The sequence below is a fragment of the Sorangium aterium genome, assembly GCF_028368935.1.
Classification (GTDB): Bacteria; Myxococcota_A; Polyangia; order Polyangiales; family Polyangiaceae; genus Sorangium; species Sorangium atrum.
Window position 1 is genome coordinate 1,026,906 of record NZ_JAQNDK010000001.1, and the last position, 13,579, is coordinate 1,040,484.

11 protein-coding genes are annotated in these 13,579 nt (G+C 69.8%); 4 read left to right on the forward strand and 7 right to left on the reverse strand.

Annotation, left to right across the window (positions count from 1 at the left end; translation table 11 throughout):
* Positions 1-74 precede the first annotated feature (74 nt).
* The 6 genes from POL72_RS03640 to POL72_RS03665 form a co-directional block, all read right to left on the reverse strand.
* The gene (locus POL72_RS03640) at positions 75-848 is read right to left on the reverse strand and encodes a metallophosphoesterase family protein (RefSeq protein ID WP_272093594.1); all 774 of its coding nucleotides are present in this window, start codon (positions 846-848) and stop codon (positions 75-77) included.
* Positions 814-2,067 (reverse strand): carboxylate--amine ligase, encoded by a 1,254-nt coding sequence (locus tag POL72_RS03645; protein WP_272093595.1) that lies wholly within the window; start codon positions 2,065-2,067, stop codon positions 814-816. Before POL72_RS03645 ends, POL72_RS03640 begins: the two co-directional genes overlap by 35 nt.
* 601 nt (positions 2,068-2,668) lie before the next feature.
* Positions 2,669-3,025 carry a hypothetical protein gene (locus tag POL72_RS03650; RefSeq protein WP_272093596.1) on the reverse strand — a complete coding sequence of 119 codons (357 nt, stop codon included), beginning with the start codon at positions 3,023-3,025 and terminating at the stop codon, positions 2,669-2,671.
* Entirely contained in the window at positions 3,022-3,795 is a 774-nt protein-coding gene (locus tag POL72_RS03655; protein WP_272093597.1) for a nitrate reductase cytochrome c-type subunit, read from the reverse strand. Before POL72_RS03655 ends, POL72_RS03650 begins: the two co-directional genes overlap by 4 nt.
* Positions 3,792-6,215: a molybdopterin-dependent oxidoreductase gene (locus POL72_RS03660; protein ID WP_272093598.1), complete on the reverse strand. Its 2,424-nt coding sequence runs from the start codon at positions 6,213-6,215 to the stop codon at positions 3,792-3,794. The genes POL72_RS03655 and POL72_RS03660 overlap by 4 nt, the downstream gene beginning before the upstream one ends.
* Entirely contained in the window at positions 6,212-6,454 is a 243-nt protein-coding gene (locus POL72_RS03665) for a hypothetical protein (protein WP_272093599.1), read from the reverse strand. Before POL72_RS03665 ends, POL72_RS03660 begins: the two co-directional genes overlap by 4 nt.
* 283 nt (positions 6,455-6,737) lie before the next feature.
* Between POL72_RS03665 and POL72_RS03670 the strand changes: the two genes are divergently transcribed.
* Genes POL72_RS03670 through dsrP form a run of 3 tightly spaced genes read left to right on the forward strand, consistent with a single transcriptional unit; the run spans position 6,738 to position 9,547 of the window.
* Positions 6,738-7,358 (forward strand): hypothetical protein, encoded by a 621-nt coding sequence (locus POL72_RS03670; protein ID WP_272093600.1) that lies wholly within the window; start codon positions 6,738-6,740, stop codon positions 7,356-7,358.
* Complete coding sequence (locus POL72_RS03675) at positions 7,355-8,257, forward strand: 4Fe-4S dicluster domain-containing protein (RefSeq protein WP_272093601.1); 903 nt, start codon at positions 7,355-7,357, stop codon at positions 8,255-8,257. Before POL72_RS03670 ends, POL72_RS03675 begins: the two co-directional genes overlap by 4 nt.
* 15 nt (positions 8,258-8,272) lie before the next feature.
* On the forward strand, positions 8,273-9,547 hold the full coding sequence (dsrP, locus tag POL72_RS03680) for a sulfate reduction electron transfer complex DsrMKJOP subunit DsrP (protein ID WP_272093602.1): 1,275 nt from the start codon (positions 8,273-8,275) through the stop codon (positions 9,545-9,547).
* 126 nt (positions 9,548-9,673) lie between these two features.
* On the opposite strand, the gene POL72_RS03685 is transcribed toward dsrP, so the two are convergent.
* A complete protein-coding gene (locus POL72_RS03685; protein ID WP_272093603.1) occupies positions 9,674-11,416 on the reverse strand; it encodes a hypothetical protein in 1,743 nt (580 codons plus the stop codon).
* Between the two features lie 453 nt (positions 11,417-11,869).
* On the opposite strand from POL72_RS03685, the gene POL72_RS03690 reads away from it, so the two are divergent.
* Positions 11,870-13,546 carry a carboxylesterase/lipase family protein gene (locus POL72_RS03690; RefSeq protein ID WP_272093604.1) on the forward strand — a complete coding sequence of 559 codons (1,677 nt, stop codon included), beginning with the start codon at positions 11,870-11,872 and terminating at the stop codon, positions 13,544-13,546.
* Positions 13,547-13,579 lie beyond the last annotated feature (33 nt).

Below are 13,579 nucleotides of genomic sequence, written 5' to 3' on the forward strand. Positions count from 1 at the left end.
CAACCCCGCACGCCGTCCACCGCCGCTCCGCCGGGCCTCGCAGAGGCGCGGCGGCGGCGTCCCTCCCCTCAGCGCTATCGTGGCCGCAGGTGGGCAAGCGCCGCCCGCGCCGCGACGATGCGCTTGTCCAGCCATGTCATTCGATACCCCTCCTCGGCGGCGCGCCGCTCGGCGCGCTCGTGTTCATACGGGACCCGATGAAACGAGAGCTCCTGTCGCGACGAGTCGAAGAGGGCGAACTCGGCGAGCTTCTCGCGCCTCCGGGCCGCGTCGACCGAGCCGGGGTTGATGAAGAAGCATTTGCGCCCGCGGTCGAGCGAGATCCGCTCGCCCGTCGGCCGCGGCGTCGCCACCCCCGCCTCGACCTCGTAGAGCGCCTGGACGTGGGTGTGCCCGAAGAAGCAGATGCGCCCGCTCGGCTCATGCTCCCTGAGGAGCAGCGCGTTCGCCTCGATGTGCGCGGGGCTCACCATGTACTGGCAGGTGTCGGCGACGCCGCCGTGGATGAGGACGATCTCGCCCTCGATGAGGCGCCGCCTGGGCAGCAGGGCGAGGGCCCGCTTGCTGTCCGTGGAGAGCGCGACGCGCGTGCGCCGGAGCGCGAACGCCGCCTTGGTGCCGCAACGCTCGGTGCCGATCTGATCGATCGCGATGAGGTCGTGGTTGCCCGCGATCGCGAGGGTCGGCGGCCGCGCGAGCAGGCGCACGCACACGTCGGAGTCCGCGTTGTACCCGACGATATCCCCGAGGCAGAGCAGGCGCTCCACCCCCCGCTCCGCGAGGAACGCCTGCACGGCCGAGAGGGCCTCGAGGTTACCGTGAATGTCCGCGATGATCCCGTAGAGCATGGCGCGCCACCTTTCGTGTGATGAATGAGCTGGCCCATCTCGCGAACGGCTTCGGATCGTCCCAGGCGAACGCGTCATAGACGGTGCGCGCCCCGGCGACCGTGCCGAGCCAGCCCGCGAGGGACGCGCTGCTGCGCTGCTCCCGGAACGCGCGGTAGACACGGTAGAGGTCGAGCCAGCGGTAGCTCGGGGCGGCGCGCGGCGGCGCAGGCGGGCGCCGGCCCTCGACCAGGTAGTCGTACGCGACGCGCGGCAGATTGACGCCCGCCGCGGCGCCCACGTGGTTCCACAGGGTGTACCGGGCATTGACCTCGAGGGTGTAGAGCGCGCCGCTCCTCGCGTCGCGGACGAGGTCGATCTTGAAGGGCCCCTTGAGCCCAAGCTTCGCGGCGACGTCGCGCCCGGCCGCGGCGACCGCCTCGTCGCCCGTGATCTCGACGACCGCGCTCTCGCCGGCGAAGGCCGGGTAGGTGCGGAGCTTGCGGCCGCAGAACCACGCGAGCAGCTCCCCTTCATCGTCCGCGAACCCGTGGAACGACACGAGATCGACGACGCCGCCCGGGATGTGTTCCTGGACAATCAAGTCCTGCTCGAGGCGCTCGAAATGCGGGTGCGCAAGGAGCTCGGCCCGCGTGTTGAAGAGGCGCGCCTTGCCAGCGCCGCCGAGCAGATCGCGCTGGATCTCGGCCCAGGCCGACTTGCGGCGCGGCTTCACGAGGAGCGGCTCGCGCAAGCTCGCGGGATCGCCGCCGGGCCGCAGCGTGCGCGGCGCGAGGACGCCTCTCGCCTCGCAGAGGCCGTAGAAACCCTCCTTGTCGAGGAGAGACCAGCACACGTCCTCCTCGTTGAGGAGGAACAGGAAGTGCTGCGCCAGCGCTCTCCGGTGGCGGTAGACGAGATCGAGCTGCGGGTCGGTGCCGTAGGCCAGCGGGATCCTGCGTCCGAGGGCGGCGTGGAGCCGCGCCCCGAGGCGCAGCAGGGTCGCTGCAGACGCGGCCCGGCTCGCCTCGTCGAAGCCGGGCACGAGGCACGCGGCGCTCACGTGGCGCGAGCACAGAACCGCGTCGGTCGGGTCCTTGGTCACCACGATGACCGGGATCCCGGCCATCGCGTGGGGCCGGACCAGGGTGATGTCTCCTAGCACGAGCGCCGGGGGGCGCTCGGGGGAGAAGCGGGCAACGTCGATGTCCTGTCCGTCCATGCTCACCACGTTTGACATGAGTCCTCCCCCTTCGAGAACCTTTGACCGCAGCGAAGATCGATGGCGGCAGCGCTCTGGCCTCCGCTCGGCTCGCGAGCGCCGAACGGCGAGCGCGCCGTCCAGGGCATCGCAAAAACGGACCTGGAATGGTCGGAGCCTCGATCCGGCGGATCGACACGAGCGCTGCGACACGCCGCACGACGACATGGCGGACGGCAGGAGCGCGACTCACAATCAGTATACGGTGAATTTGCTGGCTGACAAGAGAATCGCGCAACCAATGGAAAAGCCAAGGCACAGGGCTGTACGACCAGGATATGGACGTGGGCCGCCGCTCCGAACCGAGGTGTTCTGCCCGGTGTCCAGGCGGCTGCGCGCCTCGCGAGCGGCGCTCGCCGGGCGCAGATTGGCCGAGGGCGCCTGTTGAGTCGGCGTGTTCATTCGTCCACGACGTGGATCGGCTTCGGCCAGTCACGAAAGGTGAGCCGTCGGCAGATCGCGCAGGCACTGTAGAGGGCATGCGGTCGCCCGGGTGATGCGCTGGTCTCCAAGCAAGCGTGGGTGGTCGCCGTTCGGCCTTTGATCACCCATAAGGACGGCGCCACGCGGGCGTGAGGCGCTATCCCAGGGCGTCTTCGATCCGGACCCGCACGAGGCGCACGCCGGAGGGGATCCGGAGCAGCGTATCCCACCACTCCGAGCCGGCGAAGCGATAACGGATCTGCACCCCGAGCGCGGTCCCGTCGACGAGCGCGCGGCGGGCGAGGGCGAGCTCGCCGCCCGCGCTGCCGGCCCGCTGGAGATCCCCTGCGCGGGCAGTCGCACCGGCCTTGAGCGACACCGAGACGAGCTCCGCGGCCTCGGCGAGGTCGAAGAAGAGCTGTTCGAGGGTCGCCTCGTCGAGCACCGCTTCCTGCAATGGCGGCATCCGGATCTCAGGCGCGCTCTCCGTCTCATCCACGGTGTGGAGCTTCATGGCCTGTCCGCTCCCATGCTCGGCGGTGGCCACGCGGAGAGGGGCCTGGGCGCGCGCTGATCCAGCTCGGCCGAAGGCGCGTGGCACTGGGTGCAGCTCTGCCGGTAAGGATGGGTCGAGCGCATCCCGAGGGCGCCATGGACACCATGGCAGCTCGCGCACTCCGAGCGCATCAGCGTCGGGTGCGGGATCGTCGGCGGCGCGCCCTCGTAGGCGCGGGCGCCTCGCCGCGGCGACGCCATGCCCGCAAAGGTGTTGTCGGGCGGAGGCGGCGTCTCCGCGAGCGGCCTCGGGTCGGCGCCGACGACATGGCACTGCGTGCAGCTCTCGTAGCGACGGTGGCTCATCCTTGGCGCGGTGAGGTTCGCGACGCGCAGCCCGCGCTCGTGGCACGAAAGGCAGTCCGGGGCGCCGAGCTGCTCGATGCGATGCGGTATCGTGGGCGGCGCGCCATCATAGGCGCGGCGGGAAGCGCGCCGCTCGAGCGCCGCCTCTCGATCGGCCTCCGACTGCTCGACAGGCGCGTAGAGATCGGCGTCCGCCGCCTCGAGCCGGGCGAATGCGCCCTCGTACATGCCGGCGTTCGGGCCGTGCGCGCGCTCGCGCATGTCGGCGTAGCTGCGCGCCTCGACGCTCGCCGAGGGCGGAGCGGGATCGCCGCGCAGCTCAGCGACCCCCCGCTCCGTGCCGCGGACCCCCGAGAAGTAGCCCGCCGCCGCGACAGCGACGATCGCGGCGAGGCCGACGTGCAGGCCGCGGGCGTCCTTCATCGCGCCTCTCCCCGCTTGCCCTGCGGTTTGCGGCGGATCTTGACCGCGCACTTCTTGTAGTCCGGCTGCTTCGAGAGCGGATCGTACGCCTCGAGCGTCGCGCGGTTCACCATCACGGTCTCATCGAAGAACGGCACGAACACCGTGCCGGCCGGCGGCGCGCCCCGGCCCTCGATCCAGACAGGCAGCTCGAGCGCGCCGCGCCGGCTCTCCAGGATCACGACCTCGCCGTCGCCGACACCGAGCCTCCGCGCGTCCTCGCGGTTCATCTCCAGGTACGACTGCGGCATCGCCCGCTGTAGCTGGGGTATCCTCATGGTGAGCGACCCCGTGTGCCAGTGCTCGAGGACGCGGCCCGTGCACAGCCAGAAGGGATACTCCGCGTCGGGCGACTCGGGCGGCGGCTCGTAGGGGTGAAACCAGAGGAGCGCCCGGTCGTCCTTCGTCACCGAGTGATAAAACTGGATCTCGTCCTTCGTGGCATAAGGGTCGTCGAACCGCGCGAAGCGGAACCGCGTCTCCCGCCACGAGCCGTCGGGCTGCTCGACGACGGGCCAGCGCAGGCCGCGCGCCTTGACGTACTCGCGGTACGGCGCCAGGTCCTTGTGCTTGAACCGGCTGAACTCGCGGTACTCCTCGAAGAGCTGCTCGTCGACGTTGACGTCGTGGTAATGCCTGTAGTCCCAGACCGGCACTCCCTTGCCGTCCTTCCGGATGTCGAACAGGAAACGGCCGTCCTTGTCCTTCATCCCGGCGAAGCCCATGTCGTGGAGCTTGCGCGCCACGGCGATGATCTGCCATGCATCGTCCCGCGCCTCGCCGGGCGGCTCGACCATCTTGAACCACTGCTGCGTGCGGCGCTCGGAGTTGCCGAACATCCCGTTCTTCTCGACCCACATGGCCGAGGGCAGGACGAGATCCGCGGCGCGCACCGTGGCCGTCGGGTAGACGTCGGACACGATGAGGAATTTGCCCGGGATCTTGCGGCTCGCGTCGAAGAGCTCGTTGGTGTTCGGCAACGACTGGCCTGGATTGGTCACCATCACCCAGATGGTGTCGATGTCGCCGCCCTGCTCCTTCGGGGTCGAGAAGCGCTTCCAGAGGTCGACCGTGTGGTAGCCGGGCTTCGGGTTGATCCGCCCCGCGGGCAGGTTCCAGAGGTGCTCGGCCTCCTTCCGGTGCTCGGCGTTCGTGACGACGAGGCCGCCGGGGAGCCCGTGGGCGAGCGTGCCGACCTCGCGCACCGTGCCGCAGGCCGACGGCTGGCCCGTCAGGCTGGTCGGGGCGTCGCCGGGCTTGCCGAAGTGGCCGCTGAGCAGGTGCACGCCGTGCACCAGATCGTTGATCGCGGTGCCGCGGGTGTGCTGGTTCATCCCCATGCACCAGAGGCTCGTGATCCGCAGATCGCGGCGCCCGAAGAGATCCGCCAGCATCCGGATGTCCTTCGCGGCGACGCCCGAGATCGCCTCCACCCGCTCCGGCGTGTATTCGGCGAGCGCCGTCTTGTACTCCTCGAAGCTCATCGGCTGCCCCTCGAGGGTCGGGGGCTCGGTCCGCTTCCGGAAGTTGCAGAACCGGTCGACGAACGCCCGGTCGAACGTCCCGCGCTCGACGAGCAGGTGCGCGATGCCGTTCGCGATCGCAAGATCGGTGTTCGGCTTGAAGACCAGCGTGTGCTGGCAGAAGGCCGAGGTGCGCGTGCGCCGCGTCGTGAGATCGATGAGGAGCACCTGCTCGCCCTTCGATCGACGGTCGACGACGCGCGAGAAGAGCACGGGGTGCATCTCGGCCGGGTTGTTCCCCCACATGAGGAGGACATCGCACCTGTCGAGATCCTCGTAGCAGCCGGCCGGCTCGTCCACGCCGTAGGTGGAGAGGAAGCCAGTCACCGCCGACGCCATGCAGAGGCGCGCGTTCGGGTCGATCTGGTTGTTCCCGAGCCCGGCCTTCACGAGCTTGTTCGCCGCGTACCCCTCGGGGATCGTCCACTGGCCGCTGCCGTAGAGCGCGAACCCCGCCGGGCTCTGCATCGCGCGCCGCGCGATGATCGCGATGGCCTCGTCCCAGCCGATGGGCTCGAGCTTGCCGTTCCTGCGGAGCAGCGGCTTCGTGAGTCGGTCTCTGCCGTAGAGGGCGAGGCCGACGTGATACCCCTTCACGCAGAGCAGGCCCTTGTTGACGTCCGCGCTCTGGTCGCCCGCGACCGCGACCACGCGGCCCCCTCTCACGCCCACCTGCACGTGGCAGCCGGTGCCGCAGAACCTGCACGGCGCCTTGTTCCAGACCACATCGGAGGTGATCCCCGCCCCGGGCGCCGCCTGGGCGGCGGCGACGCCGTCCTTGCCCAGCGCGAGCCGACTGGCGGCCACGGTCGCCGCGCCCATCGCGGAGCACCTCAGAAACTCGCGGCGATCCATCATGGCTCCAGATCCGAGAAGTCGACCGAGACCACGTCGACGAAGTCCACGCCGTCGGTGCAGAGCACCCGCTCCACGAGCTCTTCCCCGGCGACCAGGGTCGCTGTCTCGGCGATCGCGGGTAGCCTCGATCCACACGGAGGACCGAGCGAGAGCGCCGCCTCTGCGGCGAGCGAGCGACACGCGCGCGCTCGCGCGCTGGGCTCATCGGAGAGCGTGATGACAAGAGCACTGATGGGCATCGGCACGCCTGGCTGGGGTTGATCGGGTGGATGCGGTCGAGCGGGTCGAGCGTCGCATCGCGACATCGCAACGTCGCAACGTCCGGGCCACACGATCTCCTCGCCGGAACGCCCGCGCATCGCAGCCTGTCCCTTCGCCTCACCGGAGATCCGCGGCGCACGAGGAGCGCTGGGATGCGCAAACGGTGCGTCGGAACGCGCGCCCTGCACCGTGTCGAGCCGCGGGCCTCGGCGCCGCCCCGGACACGCGTGATGGCACGTGGCGTGCGATGTGGTTCGAGCCGTGCACGCCTCTCTTCATCTTCCTGGAGCCGCCGTGATCCTGGGGCTCCTGTGCGTGGCGCACGCGGCAGGCTGCCAGGATCGCGACCAGCCGCCCGGGCTGCGCCCCGCGCTCGACGCGACGCCGATCGCCTCCGCCAGCGTCCACCGCCCTGACAAGCTCTCCGGTGTCTCGACGGACAGGCGGGACTCCCTAGGACGGCCGATCCGCGCGGCGTGCGTGACGTGCCATTCGCTCCGCAGGCCCGATGCGCTGCCGACCTCGACGGCGGAGCTCGACGAGTTCCACGTGGGGCTGAGGTTCGAGCACGGCGGGCTGAGCTGCGCCTCGTGCCATGTGATCGGCGAGCAGGACACGCTGCGCAAGGCCGACGGCACGCTCGTCCCGATGCGCGACGCCATGCAGCTCTGCGCCCAGTGCCACGGCCCCCAGCTCCGCGACTACGCGAACGGGGCGCACGGCGGGATGAACGGCAGTTACGCGGGCGGAGCGCGCGTGCGCAACCACTGCGTCGACTGCCACGATCCACACGTGCCGGCATTCCAGCCGTCGATGCCCGTCCTGCCCCCGCGCGACCGCTTCGTGGCGGCGCCCGGCACAGGAGAAGGAGCCCACCGATGACCCAGACAACGAGGCGCGTCGCGCTCAAGGTGCTCGGAGCCACGCTCGGCGCCTCCGCGTTCGCCCACGCGATGGAGCCGCTCCGCGCGTGGAGCAAGGACCTCTCGCTCGATCAGTTCCTGCAGCGCCACTACAAGGAGCTCACGAGCGAAGAGCTCGCCGAGGGCATCCGCCGCCTCGAGCGGGAGACGCGCGAGGAGTACGGCCGCGAGGTCACGATCCGCGACATCCGCCCTCAGGAAGGGGTGCAGTTCGGCTACGCGCTCAGCCTCAGCGTGTGCATCGGCTGCCGCAAGTGCGCCGAGGCGTGCCACGTCGAGAACAACCACGATCGGCGCACGAACAACTCCTACATCCGCGTGCTCGAGATGGATCAGGGCAGCTTCGACATGGAGAAGGGCGACGCGACGTACGAGCACGCCGTGCCCGCGAAGGGCAAGTACTACATGCCGGTGCAGTGCCAGCAGTGCGACAACGCGCCTTGCGTGAAGGTCTGCCCCGTCCAGGCGACCTGGAAGGAGCCCGACGGCATCGTCGCCGTCGATTACAACTGGTGCATCGGCTGCCGCTACTGCGAGGCCGCCTGCCCCTACCACGCGCGGCGCTTCAACTGGACGAAGCCCGAGGTGCCCGCGGGCGAGATCAACCCGGATCAGGGCTACCTGTCGAACCGCATCCGGCCCCAGGGCGTCGTGGAGAAGTGCACCTTCTGCCTGCATCGGACGCGCGAGGGCCGGATGCCGGCCTGCCTCGAGGCCTGCCCCACGGGCGCGCGCGTCTTCGGCAACCTCCTGGATCCGAAGAGCGAGATCCGCTGGGTGCTCGAGAACAAGCGGATCTTCGTCCTCAAGGAGGAGCTCGGCACGCGGCCGCGCTTCTTCTACTTCTTCGACGTCTGAGCGAGCGGAGCCACGATGGGCAAGGACACGCACGCCATCACCTACCCGCGCTTCCTCCTCCGGGTGATCGGCCAGAGCTTCGAGGGCTCGTGGCGCTTCTATCTCTGGATGACCGTGCTCACGGCGATCGCCCTCGTCGGGGCGAACGCCTGGGCCCACCAGCTCGTCGAGGGCATGCGGGTCACCGGCATGAGCGACCACGTCTCGTGGGGCCTTTACATCGCGAACTTCACCTTCGGCGTGGGGCTCGCGGCGGGCGCCGTGATGATGGTGATCCCGGCGTATCTCTACGACGACCACGAGATGCACGACGTCGTGATCCTCGGCGAGCTGCTCGCGATCGCCGCCATCGTCATGTGCCTCCTGTTCATCGTGGCCGACATGGGGCGCCCGGACAGGTTCTGGCACATCTTGCCCGGGCTCGGGCGGTTCAACTGGCCAATCTCGATGCTGACATGGGACGTCATCGTCCTGAACGGCTACCTGTTCATCAACCTGCACATCTCGGGCTACCTCATCTACACGAGGTACCTGGGCAGGAAGCCGGACAGGAAGTGGTATCTGCCGTTCGTGTTCCTGTCCATCGGGTGGGCGGTGTCGATCCACACGGTGACGGCGTTCCTCTACTCGGGCCTCGGCGGCCGCCCGTTCTGGAACTCGGCGCTGCTCGCCCCCCGCTTCATCGCCTCTGCCTTCATCACGGGTCCGGCCTTCGTGATCCTGCTGCTCCAGCTCGTCGCCCGGCTGACCCGGCTGCGCGTGGGCGACGGGCCGATCCGCACGCTCACCTCCGTGCTCCGCGTGACCGTCCTGCTCAACCTGTTCATGCTGGGCTCGGAGCTCTTCACGTCGCTCTACACGGGCGGCACGCACAGCACCGCCGTGACCTACCTGTTCTTCGGCCTGCACGGCAAGAGCGCGCTCGTGCCTTGGATTTGGTCGGCCGTCGCGCTGAACGTGGCCTCCGCGGCGCTCCTGCACCTCCCGGCGAGCCGCGGGAGCCGGGCCTTCCTCAACGCCGCCTGCGTCGCCGCCTTCGCCGGCGTCTGGATCGAGAAGGGCATGGGCCTCATCATCCCGGGCTTCGTGCCGAGCACCCTGCACGAGCTCGTCGAGTATGTGCCCTCGATGGCCGAGTGGAAGATCACGGCGGGCATCTGGGCCGTGGGGTTCATGGTGCTCACGATTGCCATCAAGGTCGCGCTGACGGTGCTCACCGGCGAGATGGCGGTCGAGCCGCGCTCCGGTGACACCCGCACAGGCGAGCACGCGCCGCCGCTTATGCACTAGCGCTGCTGTGCGGCATGGAGCGCCGCCGGACACATCTCGGGCTCGTCGCGCTCGGCTGCGGGCCTGACCCGGAGAAGGTCGGCGATGCGCCCCGGGTGGACAGCTCGACCGGCGGCGCTGCCCGGCTCACTCGGCGACGATCGCGACGGAGGCCGGGAGCGCCCCGATCTGCGCCGTGACCACGCCGTCCTCGTACGAGAAGGGCACCGCGCGATCTTCCTCGAAGTCGATCGACGCGGCGGTGACCTGCGTCGGGCTCGCGTCCACGGGGAAGCTCACCGTCACCCCCTCTTGCTCCACCACGCCTGCGCTGTACTCGTGGTTGATCACGTGGAGCACCGTGCGGCCGTCCGCGAGCCGCACGAGGTTATGGCTCATCTTCTTCTCGCCAGCGCACGCCTCGGGCTGCTCGGCGGACGCGCACTCCTCGAAGGAGAGGGTCACGGGCCCGGCGAGGTCCGTCGCTCCGTGGTACAGGCCCTCGTGGGACTTGTAGAAGTCGCGGAAGCGCGCGAAGAACTCCATCATCTCGAGCGCGGTCGCCGTGCTCTCGTCCGTTGTCGTGTGCAGCGGCAGGGCGAAGTACAGGCCGTTCGCGTAGGCCTCCGCGGCGTAGACGCGGAAATAGTCCTTCCGCTCCTCCAGCGGGAGCCCGTAGTAGCGGTTCATCATGTCATTGGGCCAGTCCAGGAACAACATCAGGGGCACTTCCTTGCCACCGACGAGGGCTTGAACGCGCTTCGAGCGCGCCTTGAGCCCCCGCAGAGCGGTCTGGAACGACACGGTCCCGTCGAGGTGCCCCTCCACGACAGGCACCCAGTTCATGCCGCGCGGGCCGTCGCCGTCGATGTTCCAGTCGTACAGGCCCACGCTCTGCATGTCGACGAACGGCACGATGCCGTTCGACGAGATGAAGATCTCGCGGCCGTGCTGCTCGCGCGCGTAGCGGCGGAGCTCGAGCACCACCTCCTGCCAGTAGACGAGCGCCGGATAGATCTCGACGAACGTCCCGACCTGCGGGTCTGGGCGGTTCCCCACGGTCCGACCCCACTCCTCGACGAGCAGCTCGTTCCCGCTGTCGAAGGGCTTCGCCGTTGCGTTCACGCGCTGGAGGTAGCCGCGGAAATCGAAGCCTCTCCCGGCCGTCTCCGGCGCTCCTCCGCAGTCGAGCCCGTCCTCGGGGAGGAGATCGAACCCCTGCTGCCAGCCGTCCGGACGGCCGCCGTGCTTGCGACAGAGGTAGTTGCCGAAGTCCGCGACATGGTGGTCGTCGAACCCCTCGTTGCCATCGTACTCCGCGCCCCCGTAGCCGCCGTTGATCTCGTCGAAGTTCAGCCCGTCGACGCCGAGGTCGATCTGGAGCTTGCCAATCTCGACGAGCCGCGCCCTGTAGCTCGGGGACGCCATGCTCGACCGGTGGGCGCCTGGCACGATCTGGTCGTGGGCGACGAGCTCGCCCGCGGCGTTGCGCGTGGTCTGCTCCCGAAATTGCTCGTCGCTGTCGACCTCGTCGTCGAAGAGGATGGATGCGGTGCTGCCCGCGACGAAGCGGACACCGCGCTCGCGGCAGCTCGCCAGATACTCGGCGTCATAGTCGTCGGCCTCGATCCCGGTATCGCGCCAGCGCTGCCACGCTCTCGGCACCATGTCCGGGGCGAGCTCGAGCACCTGGGGATCCGCCTCGTTCACCTCCACCTGGCTGAACGCGAACACCGTCAGCTCCGACGTGTCGAACGTGCCGAACACCTCGGGGTGGATATCGGGCATGACCGGCGTGATCTCGCCTCCACCCCCCTCTCCCTCCTCTCCCCCCGCCCCGGTCGCCGTGGTTGCGCCCTCGCCGCCCGCGCCCCCGCTGGACGCCGCCATGCCGCCGCTTCCCCCAGGTCCTCCAGGGCCAGGATCCGAGCTGCACGCGCTCTCGGTCAGGGCGCCGGCCATGACCATGCATGACAGCAGCCACGACCAGCCTGATCTCCCGGTCCGGGCCGCGCGACCCTGGTACCTATGCGCCGGAGCCTCTCGACGCCCGGCGCCGCCCGCGATCCCGTCGTTGCGATGAGTTGCCATGCGCACAGAAGGCGTTCGCGCCATCCGCCATGTCAAGGCGGCCTGCGCCGCAGCACGAAGCTGTCACAGTGGGAGCTTCTCAGACAACCACGTCAAATTCCAGCACCACCGCTCGCGCTTCATGGTTGAATTCCGCGTGCGCAGAACGTCGCTCCGCCGACTGGCGGCCTTCATCGCCACCTGCGTCCTCGGCGCCGCGCTCGCCTCTTCCCACGGTCCTGCATTCACGATTTGCTCTTGACGGAGACGATCATGCCTATTCGACCTTCATTGTCGCACACCATTCTTCTTGGCCTGCTCGCTGCCGCCTGCAGCTCGAGCGAGCCGGCTCTGGAGGGCTCCGGCGGCTCGGGCGGCGCCGGCGGCTCGGGCGGCGCCGGCGGCTCGGGCGGCGCCGGTGGGTCCGGCGGCAGCGACGCGGCTGCGCCGCTCGTCGAGACGGAGGCGGGTCCGGTGGAGGGCGCGCGCGTCGGCGCGACGCGCAGCTTCCTGGGCATCCCGTACGCCGCGCCGCCTGTCGGGGACCTGCGCTGGAGATCGCCCGCGCGGCACGAGCCGTGGACCGAGCCGCGGGCTGCCGTCGAGGTCGGCGTCCCTTGCCCGCAGATGGACCTGCTCACCCCGGGCTTCAATGAGAGCTCGGGAGAGGACTGCCTCACCCTGAACGTCTGGACGCCCGAGCGCCCGGCGTCCTCTCCCCTGCCCGTCCTCGTCTGGATTCACGGCGGCGGCTTCGAGCTCGGCAGCGGCGGGGAGGCCGATTACGACGGCCGGGCGCTCTCCGAGGCGACCGGGTCGGTGGTGGTCACCTTCAACTACCGCCTTGGCCCGCTCGGGTTCCTCGCCCTCCCGGAGCTCAAGTCGGAGGATCCCGATCACCCCTCGACGGGCGCGTACGGCCTCGAGGACCAGCGCGCCGCGCTCGAATGGGTCAAGGCCAACATCGCCGCGTTCGGCGGGGATCCGGGCAAGGTCACGCTGTTCGGCGAGTCCGCGGGCGGCATCAGCGTCTGCATGCACCTGGTCTCGCCCAAGAGCAAAGGCCTGTTCCAGCGCGCCATCATCGAGAGCGGACCGTGCGACTCCGCCGCGGACGAGGCGGCGGCCAGCGCGCAAGGGCAAGAGCTCGTCGAGGCGCTGGGCTGCACCGACGCGCCGTCGGTCCTCGAGTGCCTGCGCGGCAAGTCGGCCGAGGAGGTCATGAGCGCGCTGCCGCGGGGCGCGGCCTTCCTCGAGGGCGCCGGCCCGACGTGGTTCCCGGTCGTCGACGGGTGGAACCTCCCCGACAGGCCGGGCAAGCTCCTCGAGGCCGGGAGCTTCGAGAAGGTGCCGACGATCCTCGGCAGCAACGCGGACGAGGGCACGCTCTTCGTCGCGCTCTGGGGCGAGTCCGCGGCGGTCGCCGACGACGCCGCGTTCGAGACGTTCGCCGAGACGCTCGCCCCGGGCCACGGCGAGGAGGTGGTGGCGCTCTACCCGAGCCAGACCTACGGCTCGGCGCAGGCGGCGGCGATCGCGGCGCTCGGCGATTCGATGTTCGTGTGCCCGACGCGGCGGGCGGCGCGCGCGCTCGCGGGCGGCGGCGCGGCGACGTATCTCTATCATTTCACCTATGCGCCCGAGAGCTCGCTGCTCGGCGATCTCGGCGCCTTCCATTCTTCCGAGATCAAGTTCGTGTTTGGCAACCCGACATTGGTGTTGCCGGAGCCGCTGACCGCGGGCGAGCTCGGGATGTCGCAGAAGATCATGGGGTACTGGTCGCGCCTCGCGGCGAGCGGGGACCCCAACGGCGAGGGCGCCGTCACGTGGCCGAGGTATGAAGCGGAGGGGGACGAGAGCCTCGCCCTCGATCTCGAGATCGCTCCGCAGGCCGGCCTGAAGAGAGAGCTCTGCGACGCGTGGGACACCTTCGCCACGGCGGCTCCCTGACGGCGCTCGCACGGAGGGCCGCGGCGCGTCGCG

Excerpts from the sequence above, each read along its gene's own strand:
- POL72_RS03640 (WP_272093594.1), bottom strand. The coding sequence starts at position 848 with ATGCTCTACGGGATCATCGCGGACATTCACGGTAACCTCGAGGCCCTC.
- POL72_RS03645 (WP_272093595.1), bottom strand. The coding sequence starts at position 2,067 with ATGTCAAACGTGGTGAGCATGGACGGACAGGACATCGACGTTGCCCGC.
- POL72_RS03650 (WP_272093596.1), bottom strand. The coding sequence starts at position 3,025 with ATGAAGCTCCACACCGTGGATGAGACGGAGAGCGCGCCTGAGATCCGG.
- POL72_RS03655 (WP_272093597.1), bottom strand. The coding sequence starts at position 3,795 with ATGAAGGACGCCCGCGGCCTGCACGTCGGCCTCGCCGCGATCGTCGCT.
- POL72_RS03660 (WP_272093598.1), bottom strand. The coding sequence starts at position 6,215 with ATGATGGATCGCCGCGAGTTTCTGAGGTGCTCCGCGATGGGCGCGGCG.
- POL72_RS03665 (WP_272093599.1), bottom strand. The coding sequence starts at position 6,454 with ATGCCCATCAGTGCTCTTGTCATCACGCTCTCCGATGAGCCCAGCGCG.
- POL72_RS03675 (WP_272093601.1), top strand. The coding sequence starts at position 7,355 with ATGACCCAGACAACGAGGCGCGTCGCGCTCAAGGTGCTCGGAGCCACG.
- dsrP (WP_272093602.1), top strand. The coding sequence starts at position 8,273 with ATGGGCAAGGACACGCACGCCATCACCTACCCGCGCTTCCTCCTCCGG.
- POL72_RS03685 (WP_272093603.1), bottom strand. The coding sequence starts at position 11,416 with ATGGCGGCGTCCAGCGGGGGCGCGGGCGGCGAGGGCGCAACCACGGCG.
- POL72_RS03690 (WP_272093604.1), top strand. The coding sequence starts at position 11,870 with ATGCCTATTCGACCTTCATTGTCGCACACCATTCTTCTTGGCCTGCTC.